The sequence below is a fragment of the uncultured Desulfovibrio sp. genome, assembly GCF_944324505.1.
Taxonomy (GTDB): domain Bacteria; phylum Desulfobacterota; class Desulfovibrionia; order Desulfovibrionales; family Desulfovibrionaceae; genus Desulfovibrio.
This window is the reverse complement of sequence record NZ_CALUWO010000010.1, coordinates 44,323-66,781: the sequence shown is the minus strand read 5'-3', so window position 1 is coordinate 66,781 and position 22,459 is coordinate 44,323. Positions and strand designations below refer to the sequence as shown.

Genomic DNA, 22,459 nt, shown 5'->3' with positions numbered 1-22,459 from the left:
GTCCGCCCTTTTCCGCGCGGGCCGGACATCTGCATCCATTTTCCCGCCTTTCCGCGTGACGCGCCGCGTTTCCGGCGTGCCGCTCTCCCCAGGCCGCATTTCCCCGTTAGCCCGCCGCGCGGCTCTGCGACATCCCCCAGCAGGGGGACAGCACGGCCGCCCCTTCAGGGCAGGCATGGCGCGGCACGCACCGGGAAAACGGCCCCGGCGGTACGGCGTCTGCCGTCTCCGGCGCTGCTCCCGGCCGGCATTGTTACAATACGAAAAATAAACCATACATTGACTGAAATAGCCTGTTCTGCCAACAATCGTGAAAAAAAGGGCAGCCAGCAAAGGGGGTTACCCCCTTCACAAGATTTCTGGACTCTGCTATGGGGAACGATACCCCTTCGCCACAGCCGGGGCGAAAAATACCTATTCCCCGGAGCGAACGGAGTGATGCCCATTCAGTTCGAGGAGGAGCAAGGCATTGCAAAAACGTTATCTTCCCGTGACCGTCCTTGCGGTGATTCTGGCCGCAGCGGGCATAGGGGGCTATCTGGCTCCCATCATGGCCGAACCGGACGCAAAAGCGTCGCCACAGCGGGTGCTCATGCCCAATACGGGCGGGACAGTGGTCTTTGAGCACAACAGGCATGCGGCCCTGCCCGACATGACCTGCCAGACATGCCACCATGACAGCCGCACAGCCAGCCCTGCCCCCGCCGATGTCCGGGCCTGCGCCCAGTGCCATGGGCAGACCTTTGACGATGCCTTCCGCGCGCAGCACCGCACCACCTTTGATGCGGCATCCTGTGCCACGTGTCACCACTACGAGCTGGCCCGCAAGGACTGGGGGCACGACCGTCACGCCCAGGAACTGGGCCTGGACTGCCGTGACTGCCACCACAAGAATGAAGAGATAGAGCCGGAACCCACCGACTGCGCCTCCTGCCACGAATCGGGCAAGGCCCCCACGCGCCAAAAGGCCGAAGCCGGCACCCCGCCCAATCTGGCCGATGCCGTGCATGCCCGCTGCATCACCTGCCACGAGGACATGTTTGCCAGCAAGGCCAATGGCTGCGCCTCCTGCCATGAACTGAAGAGCATGCGCACGGCTCCTGCGGACGGCAAGGTGTCGTCCCTGTATGCCGACTGTGCCACCTGCCATGAAACCGGCGCCCAGAAGCTCATTCCGGGCCGCATGGATGCCTTCCACGGGCAGTGCATGGGATGTCATCAGAAGCTGGGCAAGGGGCCGTTTGAAAAATCCCAGTGCGCCCAGTGCCATACCAAGTGAGGCGGTCATGAAGGAAATGTTTCAAATGCTGAGTGACCCGCGCTTCCACCTGGTCTACGGCATCACCCAGCGTTTCAGCGAAGGTCCCAGCCCGCGTCAGGTGCGTCTCAACCGCGAGGGCTTCACCATTGTCAAGGGACTGGGCAAGAAAAGCCTGGTCTACCCCTACCAGCTGCTGGCCGAGCATCCCTCGCCCTACAAGGGCAACCTCTTTTCGCCCATGTTCGGCCGCGTTACGGACATCAACGAGCGCTCCATCTTTCTGGAAGCCGTGGAGCCTGACGACGATCTGCGTGCCGCCGCCCATGAGGTGAGCCATGTGGACCTGCTGTCCCTGCCGGAACGGGGCGCCGACCTGATCCCCATTCTCAAGAACCTGGGCCTCAACACCAAGTCCCTGGGGCAGGACTGCGAAACCCTCATCATCAACGGTCTCAATCCCGACCCCGGCGTCACCTGGGCCGAACCCATGCTGCTGGCCCATCAGCGCAATCTGCACAAGGGCCTGGAAATGCTGCGCCGCCTTTCGCCGGCCAAGCGCATCCTGCTGGCCGTGCCCAAGGAAATCCGCATCCAGCATTATGATGCCGAGATCGTGCATGTGCCTTCCCACTACCCGGCCAGCGTGGACGCCCTGCTGGTCAAGGCCGTGACCGGCCGGGAAAATCCCGAAGGCGTGGGCGTTGTGGGCCTGCACAATGTGTGGAGCCTGGGCCGCGTGGCCGTTACGGGCAGGCCGCTCATCGAAACCGTCATCACCATCGGCAGCCTGACCCATTCCGGCAACTACATCGTCAAGGACGGCAGCATGGTGGGCGAGCTGCTGGCCTTTGCCAATATCGAACTGAACAACGGCGATACCCTGGTACGCGGCGGTCCGCTGCGCGGGGAAAGCATCGAAAAGATGTCCCGCAGCGTCACCAAGGGCGCCACAGGGCTTTTTGTGGTGGAAGCCGGCACGGTGCCGGACATGGAGGGGCACAGCCCCTGCATCAACTGCGGCGCCTGCACCCTCATCTGCCCGGCGCGCCTCAGCCCCAACCTGCTGAGCCGCTATGCGGAATTCGCCCTGCACGAGCGCGCCCGCAAGGAACATGTGGACCTCTGCCTGGAGTGCGGTCTGTGCGGCTATGTCTGCATTGCCCGCCGCCCCGTGCTGCAATACATCCGCCTTGCCAAGCACAAGCTGGCTGAAATCGATGCCACCAGGCACCTTGTGGAACTGAAACCGACCGGACACGGGCAGCCTGACGGCAACGCTCCCGCGGAACCCGTCAAAGGAGACAACAATGGCTAATGCTCCCGCTTCCGTGCTGCTGGCCATGAGCGCCCCGCCCTACTGGCATTGCGGGCGCACCATCCGCCGCCAGAGCTTCTACATGCTTGCCGCCATGCTTCCCGCTGTCGGCTTTGCCGTCTGGAACTGGGGCCTGCCCGCCGTGCGGGTCATGTGCCTGTGCGTGGCCGTCTCCGTGGCGGTTGAAGCCCTCTGCCAGAAACTCATGGGCCGCGAACTGGCCATCGATGATTTCACGGCCGTCTGTTCCGGCCTGCTGCTGGCCTTTCTGCTGCCTGCCGATTCGCCATGGTGGATCGTGACCCTGGGGGCCGTGATCTCCATCACCCTGGGCAAGATGGTCTTTGGCGGACTGGGGGCCAATCCGGTCAATACCACCCTGGTGGGCTGGGCCGTGCTTTTTGTTTCCTTTCCCATGTATATGGACCCCAATGCCGCCCAGCTGGGTACCACCTTTGTGGACCCGCTGGTGCGCCTCAAATACTTTGGCGCCGAGGCCGCGTCCCGCATTCCGCTGAGCGACCTGCTGCTGGGCCATCAGATCAACGGCCTGGGAGCCGGGCAGACCGGCGCCCTGCTGCTGGGCGGGGCCATCCTGTGCATGCGCGGCATCGTGCGCTGGCAGGCCGTGCTTGGCTTTCTGCTGGGGGTGGCGGTGCTGGCCGCAGCCTTCCATGCTGCTGACTCCACGGTCAATGCCTCGCCCATCTTCCATCTGTGCACAGGGTCCGTCATGCTGGCGGCCTTCTTTCTTGTCACCGACCCGGCCAATGCTCCGGCGCGGCCGCTGCCCATGTTTCTCTACGGTCTCATCGGCGGCGCACTGGTCATCACCATCCGCAAATACGGCGTCTATACGGACGGAACGCCCTTCGCCATCCTGCTGGTGAACATGCTGGCCCCGCTCCTGGACATGATCCGCCCCAAACCTTTCGGAGTGCGCTAGCATGGGTGACATTATCCGCATGATCGTGGTGCTCTCGGCCCTGTGCGGGCTGAGCGGCTTTGCCCTTTCCTATCTGAAGATGGTCACGGCTCCCGGCATCGAGGAACAGGTGCTCACCTACGTGCAGGGTCCGGCCATCAAGCGCGTCTTTGCCAGCATGGAAAATGACCCCATTGCCGACCGCATGAATTTTTCCCTGCCTGACGGCCGCCGCATCTACGTTTTTCCGGCCATGCAGGGCGGAAAACTGGTGGGAGTGGCCATAGAAGACATGGGCAAGGGCTATGGCGGCGACGTGGGCGTCATGGTGGGCTTCAATGTGGCCGATGATTCCCTGGCGGGCATCGGCACCACCTCTCTCAAGGAAACCCCCGGCCTCGGCATGCGCATTGCCGAACCGGCCTTCACCGGACAGTTTGTGGGAACGGGCCTGCCCGTGGCCCTCAAGGCGCAGGGGGGCAGCATCGACGCGGTTTCCGGCGCCACCATTTCTTCCTCCGGCGCTGTGACGGCGGTGAACAATGCCGCCCAGGTCTACAAGGCCCTGAAGCCGGAAATCCTCAAGAAATGGGCCCGATAAGGAGTTGTCATGAGCGTAATGCATGAATTTACCAAGGGCCTGTGGCAGGACCTGCCCCCCTTCCGTCTGGTGCTGGGGCTTTGCCCCACCCTGGCCGTGACCAATTCCGCCAATAACGGCCTGGGCATGGGCGCCGCCGTCATTTTCGTGCTGGTGCTGTCCAACATGCTCATTTCCATGGTGCGCGGCATCATTCCCAAAAAGGTCCGCATTGCCTGCTTCATCGTCATTGCGGCCTCGCTGGTGGTGGCTGTGGAACTGCTCATGCAGGCCTATGCCTACCCGCTCTACCAGCAGCTGGGCATCTTTGTGCCGCTCATCGTGGTGAACTGCATCATCCTTGCCCGCGCCGAAGCCTTTGCCGCCAAGAATGGCGTGGCGGCCTCGGTGGCCGACGGTCTGGGCATCGGTCTGGGCTATACCATCTCCCTCACCTTCCTGGGATCGCTGCGCGAAATCCTGGGCAACGGCACCTGGTTCGGCAATCCCGTCATGTGGGACGGCTTCGAGCCGCTGCGCATCATGGTGCAGGCGCCGGGCGCCTTCATCTGTCTGGGCCTCATTCTGGCCTGCATGAACGTCATCAACGTCTGGCAGGCCCGCCGCAAGGGTCTCAAGGATCCCGCGCCCATAGGCTGCAACGGCTGCGGCTGCTGCAACGCCATGGAGAAGGAGTAGGAAGCGCATGGACATCTTTCAGCTTTTCATCGCCGCCATCTTCGTCAACAACATCGTGCTGGCCCAGTATCTGGGCAACTGCCCCTACCTGGGCTGCTCCAAGGAAAAAGGCGTGGCCCTGGGCATGGGGGGCGCGGTGATCTTTGTCATCATCGTGTCCACGGCCTGCACCTGGCTCATGCAGCGCTATGTCCTGACCCCCTACGGCCTGGGCTACCTCCAGACCATCGTCTTCATTGTGGTCATTGCCTCGCTGGTGCAGTTTGTGGAAATGTTCCTCAAAAAGATGGTCCCCCCGCTCTATTCCGCGCTGGGCATCTTCCTGCCGCTCATCACCACCAACTGCGCGGTCATGGGCGTGACCATCCTTGTGCAGCGCGAGGAATACGACCTGCTGACCTCGGTTCTCTATGGTCTGGCGTCCGGTCTGGGCTTCACGCTGGCCCTGCTGCTCATGGCGGGCATCCGCGAACGGCTGGATACCTGCCGCCTGCCCAAGGCGCTGGCGGGTACGCCCATCGCGCTGATCATGGCGGGTCTTATGTCGCTGGCCTTCATGGGCTTCAAGGGCATGGCGCAATAACGTCAGGCCGAACCTTCCGCCCTGCGCGGACGAGGATAGACTTATGGTTTTGACTTCCATCATCACGTTGTTTTCGCTGGGCCTGGTGGCTGCCGCCATTCTGGCCGTGGCGTCGCGGGTTTTCTACATCAAGGAAGACCCCCGCGTCGAAGCCGTGCTGGAGGTGCTGCCAGGCGCCAACTGCGGCGGCTGCGGCTTTGCCGGCTGCGAAGGCTATGCTGCCGCCGTGGTCAGCGATCCTGCCATTCCGGCCAACAAATGCTGCGCCGGCGGCGCCCAGACCAGCATTGCCGTGGGCGAACTCACCGGCAAGACCGTTTCCGAGGCCGAACCCCTGGTCTCGCTGCGCCGCTGCGACAAGGTAGCGGGCAATGTGGCCCTGCGCTACCAGTATCACGGCATGCCCTCCTGCGCGGCCGCGGCCATGCTGCGCGGCGGGGTGGATACCTGCAAGTATTCCTGCCTGGGCTTCGGCGACTGTGTGGTGGCCTGCCCCTTTGAGGCCATGGAAATCAAGAACGGCCTGGTGCAGGTCAACGTCAGCAAGTGCATCGGCTGCGGGCGCTGCGTGGAAACCTGCCCCCGCGATGCCCTGGAACTGATTCCCAAGCGTGCCCGCGTGGCCGTGTACTGCAATACCCGCGACAAGCTGCGCGCCGTGACCGATGTCTGCGACAGCGGCTGCATCAAGTGCGGGCGCTGCATCAAGGCCTGCCCGGCCAAGGCCGTGCGCCTGGAAAACAACCGCATTGTGGTGGATCATCTGCAATGCCTGTCCTACGGCAGCGAATGCAACGAGGCCTGCGTCTACAGCTGTGCGCGCCACATCTTCCGCCTGACGCGCCCCCGCACCACGCCCCCCGTGGTCCTGGACGATCCCTCTGTTCCCATTGACCGCAAACCCGCCCCCGCGACCGCCGCGCCGCAGGCCCCCGCGCAGGAGTAATCATGCAGAGCACATCCTTCCTTTCTTCGGCGTGCAGCCGCCGTCAGATGCTGCGCGGCCTGCTCATGGGCGGCGCCGCCCTGCTCACGTCCGGCTTCCTGCCTGCCTCTGTGCGGGCGCTGGGGCTTGATGTGCAGCCGCTGTACAAGCGGGCGGATCTTTTCATGGGCACGGTGGTCAATGTGCATGTGGCCCAGGCCCCCGCAGCCCTGGCTGCGGAAGCCGTGGACCGCGCCCTGCACGAAGGGCACCGCCTGGCCGCCCTCTTTGACCGGCACAGCGCCGCCTCGGCCCTGAGCGTCCTCAATGAGCAGGGCCGCCTTGACCATGCCCCCGAGGAACTGCTTTCCCTGCTACGGCAGGCGCAGGCCCTGCACCACGCCACCCAGGGCGCTTTTGACGTCACCGTGCTGCCGCTGCTCCAGCTGCCCGAAAACGCGGATGCCGCCCGGCGCCGCGACGCCCTGGACCTGGTGGGAAGCCGGCATGTCCGCCTGGACGGCTCCCGCGTGCGCCTGGAACGTCAGGGAATGGGCGTCACCCTGGACGGCATTGCCAAGGGGGCCATTGTGGACGCCATGTCCGCCGTTCTCGCCCGCAGCGGCTGCCCCAATCACCTGGTGGAAGCCGGGGGCGACATCATGGCCCGCGGCCACAATGCCGATGGCGGGGACTGGTGCGTGGCCGTGGAAGACCCCTACAAGCGGCATGTCTATCCCGCCGTCTTCCCCCTGCGCAATGCGGCCATTGCCACATCCGGCAATTACGAACAGAAGACGCCGCACCTGCTGGCGCCGCAAAACGGACGGCCCTCGCGCCTGCTCAGTTGCAGCATCGTGGCCGACAGCTGCTGCCAGGCCGATGCCCTGGCCACGGGCCTTTCCCTGGCGCCGGCTCCTGCTGTTCCCGGCCTGGCCCAGGCACAGCACTGTGCCGCCTTTGTCCTGGATGCCGGAGGACAGCCCTACCGCTCCAGACGCTGGCCGGCCTGATACCCCGGCAGCCAGAACGCACGAAAAGCGCACGGCGGAACCACTCCGCCGTGCGCTTTTTCTCGTTGCGTCCCCTGCCATGCTCGGGTCATGGCGCTGCGGGCACACAGCAGACGCCTGTCGCCAGAAAACGACAGCGCGCCTTGCAGCCCTGCCTGCGCAGGCAGATTCACGGGAAAGAACGACGCTGCTCAGAAATGCGACCGCAGAGAAGCGGTCAAAACAACGAAGGCAGGTACAGGCCCGCACGACGCGCGGAAGCAGCCGGCAGGGCAGCGCAGACCCGCAGGCCATGCGGCGTTGACGACACAGGCGCTACGGCTGCGACAGCCCGTCACAGGGCAGCACCACTGTCTGTCCGGCCAGACGCAGGACCATGCCGGGCAGCTCATCGCGCCGGTTGGCGGCAATGGACAGCGGCACCGCGTAGACCGTATGCCCGCTGCGGCCATCCAGACGGGCACAGATCAGGGGCATGCGGCTGGCCACCAGACGCAGCACCGTTGTTTCCAGCCAGGCCGGCATGCGCGCATGCGCATGCAGCAGCTCGCCGGCCAGCACGTGCTGCCCCTGCAAGGGCAGCATACGGCGCGGGTCCACGGGATTGAGACGCCAGACCTCCAGCGTCTCGGCCTGCGGAGACGGCAGGGCCTGCGCCATGTCCAGCACCAGCCAGGCTTCGGCAAAGGTGGCATTGGGCACGGCCCGGCAGGCTGCCAGCCAGATATGCCGTACCCCCAGATCGTGCAGCACCGAGGGAACCGGCAGGGCCAGGGGCGAGCCACCCTCCTCCGCCGGCAGGGTACCGTCGGCCACGCGGCGCAGCTCCTGTGTCCACTCGTCATACCACTGGGGCGGACTCATGCGCACGCTGCCCACGCCAAACATCCAGGCCGCCCAGAGATTGGGCCAGTGCAGGGGATACTGCCGCAGAGGGTCGCCGGTAAAGACGGGCAGCGCCACATCCGGCAGGGCACGCACCACCACTCGCGGCAACAGCTCGTTGATGGCCAGCTCATGCGGGCCATCCCGCCACTCCGCCCAGATGCCGAACCGGCTGGGCGCATCCAGAGGGGTATAGGCCATGCCCATGTCCCAGAGCCAGTTATAGCGCTCCTGATAGGCATCACCGCTGACCACCCAGCTGCCGCTGGCCGCATGCAGGGCCGTTTCCCGCCAGTTGCTGCTCCCCGCACAGAGGCAGAGCAGCAGCGCCGTCAGCAGCAGGTTCATGACGCGACCATGCACCAGCAGCCAGAGATGAGCGCGCCCCAGCAGGGGAAAGAGCATCATGCCCAGCGCCACACTGCCGTAGACCGCCAGCGAGGCCCCCAGGACATCGGCTTCCAGGCTGAAGGCATCCCCGGCGGCACGCAGGATCACCATGAACAGCGACACCAGCAGAAAGGCCACGGCAGTCAGGGCAGCCAGCCAGGCGGGGCGCAGGGCCGGAATATCGGGGGAAAGGGGCTGCGGACTGGTGCGTCCCTGCCCCTGGGCATGGGGCAGGCACAGGGCCAGCCCCGCGACGAGCAGCAGCCAGGGACCATGCCAGAGAAAGGAAAGCGCCCGCCCCCAGTCCTGTTCCAGCATTTCCCAACCGTGCGGGACAACGCGGGATGCCTGGGCGGTCCAGTATCCCGGAGCAAGAAACACCAGCAGCCCCCCCGCTGCGGCCGCCAGCAGAACCCGCAGCATGTCCCGCCGTGCCGGATGCTGGTGTATGGCTGCCAGTATGGCGCAGCCCGCCGTCAGGGCCAGAACAGCCAGGGCCGAAAGCTGCCCCATGCCGGCCGTCAGCACGGCCAGCAGCATGGCCCGGCGCCGGCGTCCGGGCCGGTCGGGAGGATCCGCCAGCCAGAGACGGCAGAGCAGGAGCAGCAGAAGGCACCACAGGGCGGGCGGCAGCGCGCTGCGCAGACTTTGGGAAAAGGCATAGAACTGCCAGAACCGCGCATGGCAGCAGCACAGCCCCAGCATGGCCAGCAGACCGCAGAACAGGCCCAGCCGGTGCGGCAGGGCGGGTGACAGCGTTCGGGCCAGGCCGTAAAAGGCCAGGCCGTAAAGACTCAGCACCAGGCCGCAGACCAGACCGCACAGCAACAGGGATTCGGGCGCCTTGCCCAGAAAAACCTGCAAGAAATGCAGGCTGTATTCCCCGCCGGACAGCAGCCACTGCCGGCCCGTTTCGTAGAGCGCGCCGGGCAGATCCAGAAAGAACATGGCGCGGGTGACCAGCTCAAAGTCATCCCCGCGCGGAAACAGAAAGGCCAGCCCCCAGCAGCACGGCACAAACAGCAGCAGCGCCAGCATGCAGACCAGGCGGGACGGCCGGAAGAGTTCTTCCGGCCGCACCACCACGGCGGGGGCACGCACGGGGGCTATCCCTCCACCACGCGCACGTCGCCCTTGGTCTCGTTGAGACGACGGCGGAAGCTCTGGCGACGGTCTTCACCATCGATCATGCCGGCCACCCATTCGGCCACGTGCAGCACGGGCCGCTTGTCATGCATGTTGATGAGGCAGCGGGCAATGCCGATCTTGCAGGACGGGCAGCTCACCAGCACCGGCGGCTGGTTGGCCGTCTTGAGGCCGCTCTCGGGCTTGTCGATTTCGGCAATGGCCTGTTGCAGGGCCTTTTCCTTGCGCACGCGCAGCAGATTGTAGATGTCGGGCGAAGTCATGGCCCCCATGCCCGATTCACCGCAGCAGCCGCCATTGAGCACGATCTTGGCCCCGGAGAAGGTGGACAGGGCAGACACCACCTGCTTCTGTCCCTTGGCTGCGGGAATGCCCGCCCATTCGCTGTGACACGAGCCATGATAGATAAGGGTCGAATCCGGCGGCAGGGTATGTTCCAGCTGATCCTTGCTGAGCAGGGGCAGCACCAGCTGCATGATATCCCGCTGGCCCAGGCCGGGGAACTGCTCCGTCAGCCCTGTGCGGGCCAGCCCTTCCAGGCAGGTGCCGCAGGAGGTCACCAGGTGGGAAACCTCAAAGCCCTGCTTGCTCAGCGCGCGCACCATGGATGCCAGATACTGGCGGTTCATGGCCAGATTGTCCTCGAATTCCGTATCCATGCCGGCAGCCAGCAGGGGATAGCCGCAGCAGAGATGCCGGGGCGGCACGGCCACGGCAAAACCGGCCCGCAGCAGCAGCATGATGCTGGAAATGCCGATGCGGTCATAGAAAAGCGCCCCCCCGCAGCCGGGGAAATAGATCACGCAGGGCGTTCCCTGAATGATCTCCGTGGGCGAAAAGACCGATCCGCGATGCAGACGCAGGGCCTCGTACAGATTGGTATAGCCCGTCTTGGGACCCCGACCGGAAAAGAGCGGGCTGTGCATGCGCCGTTTCCAGAATTCCGGCACAAAGCCCAGCAGGCGGTTCTGCATCTTCTGGCCCAGCGAGGCCATCTTGGCCGCCTTGGGCACGCGATGCTCCACATCCTGCACCAGCCAGTCCAGCGCCCGTTTCTTGAGGGGATGCCCGCCCGCATTTTCATGCTCCAGCAGGGCGCGCAGCGAAAGGGCCACATCGCCGGAAGGAATCTTGACCGGGCAGTTGGCCTGGCAGCGGCCGCAGGCCGTGCAGTGCTCCACCAGATCGCGCAGCCAGTAGAGCAGATTTTCGTCAATGCTGCCCTTGTTCACCTGCGAGTAGTAGACGGCCTCGATGAGCATGCCCAGCACCATGTTCTTGTTGCGCGGGTGGTACTGCATGCTGCGCTCGGGGTAGTTCATGGGGCAGACATGCTTGCACTTGCCGCAGCGCGTGCAGACCTGCACGGCCGAAAGCAGATCGGTGAGGCGCTCCTTGTCCGGCAGGCCGCTTTCGTTGAGGTCGCGGATCAGGTGATTGAAGGAGAAGGTGAAGGGGCGCACCGGCAGCTCGCGATAGACCAGCTTGGCCGGATTCATGACATCGCGCGGGTCCACCCGTTCCTTGAAGGCACGCAGGGCATCCATCTTTTCCTTGCTGAAAAAGGCAATCTTGGTGATGCCGATGCCGTGCTCGCCGGAAACCTCGCCGCCCATTTCCTGGCACTCGGCCATGACGCGGGCCGCCGTTTCCTCGGCCTCCTCCAGCATGCGGTGGTCATTGGAGTTCACCGGAATATTGACGTGGCAGTTGCCGTCGCCGGCGTGCATGTGGCTGGCCACCACAATACGGCCGGCCTCCATGTAGTCGCGAATCTTGACCATCTTCTTGGCCAGATGGGGATATTTTTCCGCCAGCGCGGCCATGTAGTCCTGCGCGCGCTTCCAGTACTCCACATCGGAAAGCTCCGCAGCCGGCACGTCACCGGCAGCCACCTTGGACGCAAAGGAGAATTCCCGGTTGAATTCCTTGTCCTCCATGGGAAAGCCCGGCAGACGCCCCGTTTCCTGCAGGGCAAAGCGATAGGCCTGCGCCGTGCATTCCAGGTTGAGCTGTTCCAGGAAAAGGGCAAAGTCCGGGATGCGGTCCATGGGAATGACCACGTCCTCGTTGAGCTTGAAGCCGGACGTGCGCTTGGCAATGGCCGACAGGCGGTGCCGGTCTTCCCAGAAGCGTTCGGCCTCCTTGTCGTCCTGGGCCACGATGATGTCCACGTTTTCCTGCTCTTCCACCACGGAAACAATGTCGCCCACGCACTTGTCCAGCAGGTAGGGATCATCGCCATCCACCTGCAGGATGATGACGGAAATGGGCAGGTCCGAATATTTCTGGGACTTGCGCTTGTAGTCGATGGCCTGCACGTACTTGGCGTTGAATTCTTCCAGCGCGGACAGGTGGGCGTAGTCGCCCTCCTCGCGGATGCGGTTGCGCAGGGCCACCAGCTCGCGCACCACCACGGCCGCGGGGTGCATGGAGCGGCCGAAGAATTCCAGCACCATGACGCGCTTGTAGCGCGGCTTGGGATGCAGGATGAAGCAGGCCTCGGTAATGATGCCGTCCACGCCTTCCTTCTGCATGCCCGGCAGGCCGCCCAGGGCCTTGTTGGTCACGTCCTTGCCCAGACCGGGCAGGCGGATTTCATCGCCGCGCAGGTGAATGACGTTGCGCACGCCGCCGCTCACGTCGCGCACCACAAAAACGGCGATTTCTTCCGGCAGAATCTTGTGGCGGGGGTGATTTTCCCGCTCCACGGTGATGATTTCACCCGTGGGCGTGACCATGCGCCACCAGAGCAGATTGTCCAGGGTGGTGCCGTATTCAAAGGCCATGGGGCCGCCCGCATTTTCCGAAACATTGCCGCCGATGGAGGCTGCCTGCTTGGAGGCCGGGTCCACGGAGAACAGGGCACCCTTTTCGGCCACGGCCGTAATGACGGCCTGCGTATTGGCCCCGGCCTGGCAGGTGACGGTCATGGCCTCAAGGTCAATGGGGCCGATGTGCGTGAGCCGGGCAAGGCTCACGATGACCGTGCGCCGCCGGGCCGGCACGGCGCCCCCGGTCATGCCCGAGCCGCCCCCGCGGGGAATGAGGGCAAACTTCATTTCATTGGCCAGACGGATCAGGGCCGATACCTGCTCGGTATTGTCCGGTTCCACCACCAGCAGGGGCAGTTCCATGCGCAGGTCCGTGGCGTCCGTGGCCGCGCCGATGAGCGAGCCGGGGTCCGTGAGGATGCACTCGTCCGGCAGAATCTCGCGCAGGGTTTCCGTCAGCTTGCGGCGAAAATCCATTTCGGCCTCGTGGGCCGACCAGAACATGGTAATGCCCTCGCTGAGGGCCGTGGCGTAGTAATGTGCCAGGGAGAGCGCCTCGCGTTCCAGGCGCTCGCGCACGCTGGCGCGCACCGTATCCGCATCGATGAAGGGATTGTAGGCAACGAGGAAAAGTTCCTCGGCAATGGCAATGGCCAGATGACGCACGGATTCGGGCCATTCCTCGAAATCATTGATATTGATGCGCAGGATGCGATTGACAACATAGTCGGGAGAAATGGAAATATGGGGTCCCTTGTGGGCCATGAGTAAAACCTTCCTTGCGGCTGTCGGGAGTGTGCGGCAGGCAGACGTCCGCGCACAACGGACCGAGGGCGGACGGCAGAACGACGCACGTTCCGTCCTGTATCGGAAACAATTTATATACGTTCAAGCAAGGCGCTTGGCAAGCCGCATGCACCGGACAGGGTGGACATTTTGACTTTCCCCCGGGCGGGGGTATACTCTGGCAGCTCCTGTGCTTCTCTTTTTTCTGCGAGACAGACATGACTTTCTGGGACCGGCTACAGGTACTTACCGACATCTACGACCTCTTCCACAACTGGTGGGAGCGGCCGTCCACCCAGCGCCTGGTAGCCGCCATGACCCTGCTGGCCTATCTGGGCGCCCTGCTGGTCATCGAGGCCAAACGTCTGGGCCTGCTGCCGCCGCAGCTGGCCCGTCTCACGCCCGACAGCCACATCTGGGCCATCCATCTGGCCTTCACCATCATTCTGTGCATGGAAGTCATGGGGCTGATCTTCAGCATTTCCAGTTCCTTTTCCCGTGCCGTGGGCAAACAGCTGGAAATCATGGCCCTCATTCTGCTGCGCAATGCCTTCAAGGAACTGGGGCATCTTGCCGAACCCATCACCGTGGCCGGACAGTGGCAGCCGGTGATGCACATTGCCATCTACGCCAGCGGCGCCCTGGGCATCTTCATTCTCATGCGCCTCTTCCTGCGCAGCATCCGGCACCGGCACTACATCACCCGGCCGGACATGCGCATGCGCTATGTCCTGAGCAAGAAGCTCCTTTCGCTCATGCTGCTGCTCATGGTCCTGGGCATCAGCATCCGCGATGTCATGCTTTTCTGGTTCACCGGGGAAGGGCAGCACTTCTTTGAAACTATCTATACGGTACTCATCTTTGCCGATATTACCCTGGTGCTCATTGCCCAGCGCTACATGCCCACCTTTCAGGCCGTTTTCCGCAATTCCGGCTATGTGCTGGGGACGCTCATGATGCGGCTGGGCCTGTCTGCCACGGCCCCGCTGGATACGGCCATCAGCCTGTTTGCGGGCTTCTATGTGCTGGCGCTGGTCTGGGCACTGAACCGCTTTGCACAGAAACCTTCCGAGGGAGGCCGATGAATACCCTGCTCCCCGCTTTCGATCCCTGCAAGCAGCGCTCCGCCGCCCATGCCGCCGAGGCCCGGCAGGTGCTGGCCATGCTAGGCCTGCCCGCGCTGTGGGAACAGGCCGACACGCGCTGCGCTGTGGTGGGTTCCCTGGCCACGGGCCTGCTGGCCGCCCACCTGGACATTGATCTGCATGTCTACACGCCGGACCTGACCCTGGCCGGCAGCGTGGCCCTCATGGCGCCGGTGCTGGGCCATGCCGCCGTGCGGCGCATGACCTGCCGCAACAGCATTGCCACCGACGAAGCCTGCGTGGAATGGCACCTCTGGTGCACCGGCCCGTCAGGCCGGGAATGGCAGCTGGACATCATCCACCTGCGGGCCGGCTCGGCCTATGACGGCTTTGCGGAGGATTTCGGCCGGCGCCTGCTGGCCGTGCTTACGCCGGAACGCCGGCAGGCCATCCTGCACATCAAGTTTCACCTGCCGCGGCACGAGAATATTCCCGCCCTGCGCGTCTACGAGGCGGTCATCGCCCACGGCATACGCACCTGGCCGGCCTTCCGCCGCTGGCTGGATGACCAGACGGAACAGACCGGCGGCATCAACCGCTGGCGGCCCTGACAGCGCGCCCTGTGGCGGGCCCGCACGGCCGGGCACCGTGCTCAGGCCTTTCGCCCCGAAGCCGGTCCAGAGGCCGACCCGCCGTCATCGGCAATGTCCGCCTCCACAATATCCTCGCCGGCAGGCTCCTGTCCGCCGGACGGCCCCTGCCCCGCCGGGCCGCTGTCCGGTGTCCCGGAAGCCGCGGGCGGCAGCGCGCCCGGGGCTGTCCCCGGCAGCGGCAAGGGCGTCTTGCCGTCGGGCAGCAGCACCACACCGGTACGCTCCAGCACGGCATGCCGGAAGGCAAATTCCCGCTCCATCTTGTGATGCCGGTACAGAAAGTACTGGCGCACCACATAGCAGACCGTCAGAAAAACGGCCGCACTGCCCGCAATCCAGGGCAGATAGGGCAGAAGCGCCCCGCCGGCACGGGCCAGCGCCTCCACCAGACCGTCCACAAAGAGCAGCAGACCCCCCAGCACCAGCAGCGCCAGCAGGATGACCACCGTGGGCGCATGGCGCACCACCCGGTAAAACAGGTCCACGCGCTGCGGCAGCGCTTCCGCGGCAGCCGCTTCCTGCGCGGCGCCCTCCGCCTGGCTGCCGCCGCCGTCTGCCTGCCGGTCCAGGGTACGGGCCACCAGCAGGCCGGAAAGATGCAGCACCAGCAGCAGGCCCACGGGCATGAGCAGGGCAGCCATGGCCCAGCCCAGCCACGGAAAGCGGGCCATGGGCGGCCCGCCGGGCACCAGCGGCTCGGAATGAATGATGCCGTAGATGACCGCCACGCCTCCCACGGCCAGTTCCAGCAGAAAAATGGCAATAAGCAGATATATGATGGCATCGCGATGCCGGCTTTCCGACCAGTGCGATCCCTGTGCGTTCATGGTGTCTTTCATGCCGCTTGCTTACCAGAAGGAAAGCGGAAGCGGCAAGAGGCTTGCTCCCGCAGGGCATCTGTCATAGGCTGCCCCGTGGAGGGCCACCCCATGCATGTTCTTGTCACCGGCGCCGCAGGCTTCATCGGCTATCATCTGTCCCAGCGACTGCTTGACGACGGGCATACCGTTGTGGGCATCGACAACTGCAACGATTACTACGACGTGCAGCTCAAGAAGGACCGCCTGGCCCGGCTGGAGGGGCGGCCCGGCTTCCGCTTTCAGCTGCTGGACCTGGCCCAGACCGACGCCATGCTGGCGCTCTTTGCCGCCGAAGGCTTCAGCCACGTGGTCAATCTGGCCGCCCAGGCCGGCGTGCGCTACAGCCTCATCAATCCGGCCTCCTACATTCAGGCCAATCTTGTGGGCTTCGGCAATGTGCTGGAAGGCTGCCGTCACCACGGGGTGCAGCATCTGGTCTTTGCCTCGTCCTCCTCGGTCTACGGCCTCAATGCCGCCCAGCCCTATTCGGAGCACCATCCGGTCAATCACCCGGTGAGCCTGTACGCCGCCACCAAGAAAAGCAATGAACTCATGGCCCATGCCTATGCCCACCTCTACGGCCTGCCCTGTACGGGGCTGCGCTTCTTCACGGTCTACGGCCCGTGGGGCCGGCCGGACATGGCCCTGCAACTCTTTGCCCATGCCATCATGCGCGGCGAGGCCATCAAGGTCTTCAATGAAGGACGCATGCGCCGCGACTTCACCTATATTGACGACATTGTGGAAGGCGTGGTGCGCCTGCTTGACCATCCGGCGCAGCCCGACCCCGGCTGGGATGCCTCCAGCCCCGACCCGGCCACAAGCTGTGCGCCGTGGCGCATCTACAATATCGGGAACAATCAGACCGTGGAACTCAATGACTTCATTGCCGCGCTGGAAGAGGCCCTGGGCAAGAAGGCCATCCGCGAGCTGCTGCCCATGCAGCCCGGCGATGTCAAGGCAACCTGGGCCGATATCGACGACCTCACCGCCGCCACCGGCTTTGCGCCCGTGACCCCTCTGCGCGAGGGCATGGCCCGCTTCGTGCGCTGGTTCAAGGAGTATTACCGCTATGCCTGATCTGCCCCTGCCCACCCCGGAACGGCCGGAAATTCTGGCCCCGGCCGGGGATGAAGCCTGCTTTCTGGCTGCCCTGACCGCCGGCGCCGATGCCATTTATCTGGGCCTCAAGAACTTTTCCGCCCGCATGCAGGCCGAAAACTTCAGCCTGGCCGAACTTTCCCGCCTGACGGACCTGGCCCACAGCGAACAGGCCCGGGTCTATGTGGCCATGAATACCCTGATCAAGCCCGGCGAACCGGCGGCGGCCTACCGGCTCATCCGCCGTCTGGCCCGGCAGGTCAATCCCGACGGCCTCATTGTGCAGGACCTGGCCTATCTGGACCTGGCCCGGCAGGCCGGCTACGAGGGCGGGCTTTCCCTGTCCACCCTGGCCAATGTGACCAGCCCCCGCAACCTGCACACGGCAAAGGCCCTGGGGGCCGACCGCGTGGTCCTGCCCAGGGAACTGTCCATTGACGAAATCCGCCTCATGGGCGAAGCCTGCCCGGACGGGCTGGACCTGGAATGCTTCATCCACGGGGCGCTGTGCTACTGCGTTTCCGGCCGCTGCTACTGGTCCAGCTATATGGGCGGCAAAAGCGGCCTGCGCGGCCGCTGTGTGCAGCCCTGCCGCCGCGTCTACCGTCAGGGCGGCGCCGCGGCCCAGGCCATGCTCCGCCAGAGCGAACAGCAGGCCGCCCGCGAGGAAGCCCGGCAGAAGGGCCACCCCCTGCGCGAGCGTCACAACGAGCGCCCCGAACGCCAGCGCAGCGCCGGCAAGGGACGCGAAGGGCGCTTCTTCTCCTGCCTGGACCTTTCGCTGGACGTGCTGGCCAAGACCCTGCTGCACATCCCGCATCTGGTCTCGTGGAAGATCGAGGGCCGCAAGAAGGGGCCACACTACGTCTACCACGTGGTCACGGCCTACCGTATGCTGCGCGACAATCCCGGCGATGCCCATGCCCGCCGCGATGCCGAGGAAATTCTGGAAATGGCCCTGGGCCGGCCCGCCACCCGCGCCCGCTTCCTGCCCCAGAAGGACAATACCATCCCCACCTCGCCATCCGGCCAGACCAGCTCCGGCCTGCTGGCGGGCAAGGTGCGCATCGAGCAGGACGGCCGCGTCACCCTCAAGCCCCATTTCGAGCTGCTGCCGCAGGACTATCTGCGCGTGGGTGTGGAGGACGAACGCTGGCACGCCACCCTGCCCGTCACGCGCCGCATCCCCAAGGCCGGCACCCTGCTGCTGCGCCTGCCCAAACACAAGACCCCCCGCGCCGGCACGCCGGTCTTTCTCATTGACCGGCGGGAACCGGAACTCATGCAGCTGCTCCGCGCCTGGCAGAACCGCCTGCAGAGCATGCCCGTGCGGGAAAGCCGCGCCGTGGAAAGCGCACCGCGCCTGCCGCAGCCCGTCAGACCGGCGCCGCGTCCGGACGTGGTGGTGCGGGCATCCCTGCCACAGGGCCGCGAAACCCGCGGCAGCCGGCAGCAGCACATGGGCCTGTGGCTCTCGCCGCGCACGGCGGACATTTCCCGCACCGTGGCACCGCGCATCAGCTGGTGGCTGCCGCCCGTCATCTGGCCCGAGGAGGAAGAGGGCATCTGCCGCCGCCTGCGGCAGCTCTGCCGTGAAGGCGCCCGGCATTTTGTGTGCAATGCCCCGTGGCAGAAGGACCTTTTTCCCGCAGACCTGCCCGGCGACAGTCTGGACCTGGTGGCCGGCCCCTTCTGCAATACGGCCAATGCCGTCGCCCTGGGGCAGCTGGCCCGCATGGGTTTTACCGCGGCCTACGTCAGCCCCGAACTGCCCCGCGAGGACTTCCTGGCCCTGCCCCGGCAGAGTCCCCTGCCGCTGGGCGTGGTGCTTTCCGGCTTCTGGCCCGTGGGCATAAGCCGCTTCGGCCTGCTGGGCATCAAGCCCAATGAGCCGTTCATGAGTCCCAAGGGCGAGGTCTTCTGGGCACGCACCTACGGCGGCAATGTGTGGATCTATCCCGGCTGGCCGCTGGACCTCTCCTCCCGGCGGCAGGAACTCCAGGCCGCCGGCTACAGCTTCTTTGCCCGGCTGGAAGAACATGTGCCCCCCACCCTGCCCGAAGCCCGACGGCAGAGTCTGTTCAACTGGGAAGGGGCGCTGCTCTAGTTTCTTTTCGCTTTTCTCCCCACAGACAGAGAGGGCATCTTCATGATGAAGATGCCCTCTCTGTCTGTGCGCCTGGCACGTATACTCCACCCCTTGCGCCCTGTGCTGCCGCACCGTCATTCCCCGCAGCCTCCAGGCCTCAGGACGCATCACCAGTTGATGGCGTGGTTTAGTCTGCCAGTCTTCTGCCAGCCTTGCATGAAAGATATACTTCTGGGCCGTCAGGTCCTTCCTCCACATACGTGATCTGGTATGTCGCCTCTACCATACCACCAGCCGAGAGAGAACCAAAAAATTCAAGCGTTTTCTCTTTTGAACAGCTGATAAAAACCTGAGCATAGCTTGGCTTCTGAATGCTAAATCCGACCATCATGCCTTCTTCTTCCATAAAGCCAAGATATTTTCCTTGTGTACTTTTGATTGCCAGAATTTGATTGTCAGAATTTTTATGCTTTTTTATGATATCAACAGCTTTTTCATACATCATATCATCGTAATAGCCATCAGCTTTTGCGCTGCCATATTGATCGGGAGACAGGGAATTATTATGCTGAATAACATACAAATCCCCTATTCTCAGATAAACAGCTATGGTATAGGCATCCTCTATGGAAAACCCTTCCTCCTCGATCAAGGCTTTTGCACTCTTGTCGCGGCCAGACTTCAGCCATTGCCGCTGACTATCCAATATCTGTTTTTTATAATCGCCGTGAAGGCTATTATATACTTCTTTCCAAACAGCTGAAAGTTCTTTATCTGCCTGTTTGAAATAGGGAATCTTTAGCAATTCATTATATTCATTCTCTGCCAAAGAATATGATTTTGTTTGAAAAGTTACCGTAAAAAAACAGACAATCAGAACAGTAATTATATGTTTCATGGTAATCCTCCTTTGCATCTGTAAATAGTAATAAACAATATATCAAGACATATACAAGGGAAGCAAGTCGTTTTAGCCGCTTCCTTACTATATTTTGGAGTCATAATATTTCTGACTTTTTGTATTTTTTCAAGGTGGAATGCAGGAAACACAGATTTTGTTTGCCAAAAACTGCGAAATTCCTCCGTGTCATGTTCCCTGTCGGCAAAAAGTATCTGAATTGAAGGCAGCGCTGGCAACAGACATGCCACATCGATATACTCACTGGCGAATCCGGCTGTCAGCAAGGTTCCGTCGGACGCCCTGAGACGCTGCCGACACACGTCATCTAGCGTTCACTGCTCCTTTTGTGCGTCTGATACATCGGGGAAAATCCCTTTTTTACAGACTTGCAGCAGACCTGTGAACTTGCAGAAGATGGCATCTGGAATAATGAGAGAGATATTTATCCTGAATAGTTACGGAAAGCGTCATAAAAGTCTTTTTGAAAACTCTCATTGTGCGCTATCTGAAAAAACAGTTATAAACAATTTTATAAGGTTCGTATTCTTTGCGGGAATCCTGCCATTGACGGTCAAACCTGAGGATAGAGGCAGAGCTACTGCCACGGATAATCCCGTGCTCATTAACTCTGCCCCCCTTACGTGCGAAAAAAACGGCGGATGCCGTCTATCCGAGCACCAGAAAGATAAAAAAGAGTAGGCATGGAAACGTCTGTCTCTCTGCCTACCCTTCTTGAAGATTTGGAAATAATACGTCCTGCCCCTAGGGCAGGCGGGCATATTCCTCGTCGCTGACAGGTTCCAGCCATTCATTGCGGCTGTTGTCGCCGGGCACTTCCACGGCCAGGTGCACAAACCAGCTGTCCCTGGCAGCGCCGTGCCAGTGCTTGACCCCGGCCGGAATGTGCACCACGTCGCCGGCCTGAAGGGCGCGGGCGGGCTTACCCCATTCCTGATACCAGCCCCGCCCGGATGTACAGAGCAGTATCTGGCCGCCGCCACGGCTGGCGTGATGCACATGCCAGTTATTGCGGCAGCCGGGTTCAAAGGTCACATTGCCAATGACCACGCCTTCCTGCGAAAGCATGTTCAGATAGCTGTTTCCCGTGAAATACTGGGCATAGGCCGTATTGGCCCCGCCACGGGCAAAGGGGCCTCTCTGTTCCGTATCCATGGCAGTCTCCTTCTGATTGGCGGCCACGGCGGATGCCACGGCTCCTCCCAGAAGCAGCATGGCAGCCATGACCATAAGCAGTGTGTGCTTCATCATACGAGCTTTCCTCCGCGTATACATGAGCACTACCCTGTCTGGCGCCTTGCCAGAAGGGCCGATCTGGACAAAAAATTGCCTTTTCCGCTCATTATCGCATCAACGCCTGCCCGGCGCGTGCCTTGTGCTGCCCCTCCGGCAGCGCGCCCTCACAGGCAGTCGTTTTCGGAAAAAGTCCCGCCGGCGTATCTGTTCAGCCGCGGCCCGTTGTGGCAGAATGACCACAGAGACCATTTTCACCGCCTCCGGGGGATACCATGACGCCATCCGAACTCCGCCGCGTTGCCGAAGCCAATGCCGCCCTTAGGAACATTCTGCTGCGTCACCTTGATGTGCCGGATGTCCGCCCCTCGGCCATTGACGGCCTGTACCTTGTGCGGCGGGAAGACAGCAGCAGCTCGGACAGGTGCTTCGAGCGGCCTCTCGCCTCGCTCATTCTCCAGGGCAGCAAGCGCAGCGTCCTCGGTACACAGGAATATTATTTCAAGGAAAATCAGTGCCTTGTATCCGGTGTGGACATACCCAGTGTATCGTCCTTTCTGGATGCCTCGGCACGGCACCCCTTTCTGGCCATATTCTTTTCGCTGGACCAGCAGATTCTCACGGATCTGCTGCTGGACATGCCGCCGGACAGCACGCCGCCCCCGCCGGAAGAAGGCAGCCTTTCCATTGCCGAGGCAGACCCCGATTTCATGGAAGCGCTGCTGCGCCTGGCCCGCCTGCTGGACAAACCCGATCAGATTGCCGTGCTCGCGCCCATGATTCTGCGGGAACTGCACTACCTGCTGCTCACGGGGCCGCAGGGCCATGTGCTGAAACGTCTCTATGCCCATGGCTCGCGCAACAGCCAGATCATCCGGGCCATTGCCCTTTTGCGCAACGGCCTTGGTGCCCCCCTGCGCATGGAGGAGCTGGCCAGACAGGTGGGCATGTCCCTGTCCAGCCTCAACCGTCATTTCAGACGTCTCACCGGCTTCAGCCCCCTGCAGTACCGCAAGCAGCTGCGCCTGTATGAAGCCCGGCGCAAAATGCTCATGGAAAATGAACGGGCCGCCACGGCAGCCTTTGCCGTGGGCTATGAAAGCGTTACCCAGTTCAACCGGGAATACAAACGCATGTTCGGCGAGCCGCCGCATCGGGACATTCAGCGCAGGCAGCATGCCTGCACAGGCCGGCAGGAGACCTCCTGTGCCTGACGTCCCCTGCTGGCGTGCCCATG

General features: G+C 63.1%; 18 protein-coding genes. 13 read left to right on the top strand and 5 right to left on the bottom strand.

From position 1 onward, the window contains the following. Positions 1-469: 469 nt before the first annotated feature. From Q0J57_RS09585 to Q0J57_RS09550, 8 genes are read left to right on the top strand one after another with little or no spacing between them, the layout of a single operon-like run. Positions 470-1,279, top strand: a complete 810-nt coding sequence (locus Q0J57_RS09585; protein ID WP_297219656.1) for a cytochrome c3 family protein — start codon at positions 470-472, stop codon at positions 1,277-1,279. A 7-nt stretch (positions 1,280-1,286) separates the two neighbouring features. Continuing rightward, positions 1,287-2,576: a 4Fe-4S dicluster domain-containing protein gene (locus Q0J57_RS09580; RefSeq protein ID WP_297219654.1), complete on the top strand. Its 1,290-nt coding sequence runs from the start codon at positions 1,287-1,289 to the stop codon at positions 2,574-2,576. Further along, positions 2,569-3,522: an RnfABCDGE type electron transport complex subunit D gene (locus Q0J57_RS09575; protein WP_297219652.1), complete on the top strand. Its 954-nt coding sequence runs from the start codon at positions 2,569-2,571 to the stop codon at positions 3,520-3,522. The genes Q0J57_RS09580 and Q0J57_RS09575 overlap by 8 nt, the downstream gene beginning before the upstream one ends. A gap of 1 nt (position 3,523) precedes the next feature. Then, positions 3,524-4,102 carry an RnfABCDGE type electron transport complex subunit G gene (gene rnfG, locus Q0J57_RS09570; RefSeq protein ID WP_297219650.1) on the top strand — a complete coding sequence of 193 codons (579 nt, stop codon included), beginning with the start codon at positions 3,524-3,526 and terminating at the stop codon, positions 4,100-4,102. 9 nt (positions 4,103-4,111) lie between these two features. Continuing rightward, the gene (locus Q0J57_RS09565) at positions 4,112-4,780 is read left to right on the top strand and encodes an electron transport complex subunit E (protein ID WP_297219648.1); all 669 of its coding nucleotides are present in this window, start codon (positions 4,112-4,114) and stop codon (positions 4,778-4,780) included. Positions 4,781-4,787: 7 nt separating this feature from the next. Continuing rightward, a complete protein-coding gene (locus Q0J57_RS09560; protein ID WP_297219646.1) occupies positions 4,788-5,363 on the top strand; it encodes an electron transport complex protein RnfA in 576 nt (191 codons plus the stop codon). 43 nt (positions 5,364-5,406) lie between these two features. Beyond that, entirely contained in the window at positions 5,407-6,309 is a 903-nt protein-coding gene (rnfB, locus tag Q0J57_RS09555) for an RnfABCDGE type electron transport complex subunit B (RefSeq protein WP_297219644.1), read from the top strand. A 2-nt stretch (positions 6,310-6,311) separates the two neighbouring features. Continuing rightward, positions 6,312-7,301 (top strand): FAD:protein FMN transferase, encoded by a 990-nt coding sequence (locus Q0J57_RS09550; RefSeq protein ID WP_297219642.1) that lies wholly within the window; start codon positions 6,312-6,314, stop codon positions 7,299-7,301. 315 nt (positions 7,302-7,616) lie between these two features. Here Q0J57_RS09550 and Q0J57_RS09545 read toward each other — a convergent pair whose 3' ends face one another. Together Q0J57_RS09545 and Q0J57_RS09540 are read right to left on the bottom strand one after the other, a co-directional pair. Beyond that, positions 7,617-9,677: a hypothetical protein gene (locus Q0J57_RS09545; RefSeq protein WP_297219640.1), complete on the bottom strand. Its 2,061-nt coding sequence runs from the start codon at positions 9,675-9,677 to the stop codon at positions 7,617-7,619. A 5-nt stretch (positions 9,678-9,682) separates the two neighbouring features. Then, the gene (locus Q0J57_RS09540) at positions 9,683-13,261 is read right to left on the bottom strand and encodes an FAD-binding and (Fe-S)-binding domain-containing protein (RefSeq protein ID WP_297219638.1); all 3,579 of its coding nucleotides are present in this window, start codon (positions 13,259-13,261) and stop codon (positions 9,683-9,685) included. 239 nt (positions 13,262-13,500) lie between these two features. Between Q0J57_RS09540 and Q0J57_RS09535 the strand changes: the two genes are divergently transcribed. Both Q0J57_RS09535 and Q0J57_RS09530 read left to right on the top strand, forming a co-directional pair. Further along, complete coding sequence (locus tag Q0J57_RS09535; protein ID WP_297219636.1) at positions 13,501-14,367, top strand: hypothetical protein; 867 nt, start codon at positions 13,501-13,503, stop codon at positions 14,365-14,367. Then, positions 14,364-14,978 carry a hypothetical protein gene (locus Q0J57_RS09530; RefSeq protein WP_297219634.1) on the top strand — a complete coding sequence of 205 codons (615 nt, stop codon included), beginning with the start codon at positions 14,364-14,366 and terminating at the stop codon, positions 14,976-14,978. The genes Q0J57_RS09535 and Q0J57_RS09530 overlap by 4 nt, the downstream gene beginning before the upstream one ends. 41 nt (positions 14,979-15,019) lie before the next feature. Here Q0J57_RS09530 and Q0J57_RS09525 read toward each other — a convergent pair whose 3' ends face one another. Further along, a complete protein-coding gene (locus Q0J57_RS09525) occupies positions 15,020-15,859 on the bottom strand; it encodes a hypothetical protein (RefSeq protein WP_297219632.1) in 840 nt (279 codons plus the stop codon). A 90-nt stretch (positions 15,860-15,949) separates the two neighbouring features. Here Q0J57_RS09525 and Q0J57_RS09520 point away from each other — a divergent pair, with 90 nt between their 5' ends. Then, on the top strand, positions 15,950-16,960 hold the full coding sequence (locus tag Q0J57_RS09520; RefSeq protein ID WP_297219630.1) for an NAD-dependent epimerase: 1,011 nt from the start codon (positions 15,950-15,952) through the stop codon (positions 16,958-16,960). Then, complete coding sequence (locus tag Q0J57_RS09515) at positions 16,953-19,088, top strand: peptidase U32 family protein (protein ID WP_297219628.1); 2,136 nt, start codon at positions 16,953-16,955, stop codon at positions 19,086-19,088. The genes Q0J57_RS09520 and Q0J57_RS09515 overlap by 8 nt, the downstream gene beginning before the upstream one ends. A 169-nt stretch (positions 19,089-19,257) precedes the next feature. On the opposite strand, the gene Q0J57_RS09510 is transcribed toward Q0J57_RS09515, so the two are convergent. Continuing rightward, positions 19,258-19,968: a lysozyme inhibitor LprI family protein gene (locus tag Q0J57_RS09510; protein WP_297219626.1), complete on the bottom strand. Its 711-nt coding sequence runs from the start codon at positions 19,966-19,968 to the stop codon at positions 19,258-19,260. 765 nt (positions 19,969-20,733) lie between these two features. Then, entirely contained in the window at positions 20,734-21,144 is a 411-nt protein-coding gene (locus Q0J57_RS09505) for a cupin domain-containing protein (protein WP_297219675.1), read from the bottom strand. Positions 21,145-21,497: 353 nt separating this feature from the next. Between Q0J57_RS09505 and Q0J57_RS09500 the strand changes: the two genes are divergently transcribed. Further along, positions 21,498-22,436, top strand: coding sequence for an AraC family transcriptional regulator (locus Q0J57_RS09500; RefSeq protein WP_297219624.1), 939 nt, complete (start codon positions 21,498-21,500; stop codon positions 22,434-22,436). The last annotated feature ends 23 nt before the right edge of the window (positions 22,437-22,459 follow it).

Coding starts and splice junctions, on each gene's coding strand:
- rnfB (WP_297219644.1), top strand. CDS start 5,407: ATGGTTTTGACTTCCATCATCACGTTGTTTTCGCTGGGCCTGGTGGCT.
- Q0J57_RS09580 (WP_297219654.1), top strand. CDS start 1,287: ATGAAGGAAATGTTTCAAATGCTGAGTGACCCGCGCTTCCACCTGGTC.
- rnfG (WP_297219650.1), top strand. CDS start 3,524: ATGGGTGACATTATCCGCATGATCGTGGTGCTCTCGGCCCTGTGCGGG.
- Q0J57_RS09500 (WP_297219624.1), top strand. CDS start 21,498: ATGACGCCATCCGAACTCCGCCGCGTTGCCGAAGCCAATGCCGCCCTT.
- Q0J57_RS09515 (WP_297219628.1), top strand. CDS start 16,953: ATGCCTGATCTGCCCCTGCCCACCCCGGAACGGCCGGAAATTCTGGCC.
- Q0J57_RS09505 (WP_297219675.1), bottom strand. CDS start 21,144: ATGGATACGGAACAGAGAGGCCCCTTTGCCCGTGGCGGGGCCAATACG.
- Q0J57_RS09550 (WP_297219642.1), top strand. CDS start 6,312: ATGCAGAGCACATCCTTCCTTTCTTCGGCGTGCAGCCGCCGTCAGATG.
- Q0J57_RS09510 (WP_297219626.1), bottom strand. CDS start 19,968: ATGAAACATATAATTACTGTTCTGATTGTCTGTTTTTTTACGGTAACT.
- Q0J57_RS09560 (WP_297219646.1), top strand. CDS start 4,788: ATGGACATCTTTCAGCTTTTCATCGCCGCCATCTTCGTCAACAACATC.
- Q0J57_RS09565 (WP_297219648.1), top strand. CDS start 4,112: ATGAGCGTAATGCATGAATTTACCAAGGGCCTGTGGCAGGACCTGCCC.
- Q0J57_RS09525 (WP_297219632.1), bottom strand. CDS start 15,859: ATGAAAGACACCATGAACGCACAGGGATCGCACTGGTCGGAAAGCCGG.
- Q0J57_RS09530 (WP_297219634.1), top strand. CDS start 14,364: ATGAATACCCTGCTCCCCGCTTTCGATCCCTGCAAGCAGCGCTCCGCC.
- Q0J57_RS09575 (WP_297219652.1), top strand. CDS start 2,569: ATGGCTAATGCTCCCGCTTCCGTGCTGCTGGCCATGAGCGCCCCGCCC.
- Q0J57_RS09520 (WP_297219630.1), top strand. CDS start 15,950: ATGCATGTTCTTGTCACCGGCGCCGCAGGCTTCATCGGCTATCATCTG.
- Q0J57_RS09535 (WP_297219636.1), top strand. CDS start 13,501: ATGACTTTCTGGGACCGGCTACAGGTACTTACCGACATCTACGACCTC.
- Q0J57_RS09540 (WP_297219638.1), bottom strand. CDS start 13,261: ATGGCCCACAAGGGACCCCATATTTCCATTTCTCCCGACTATGTTGTC.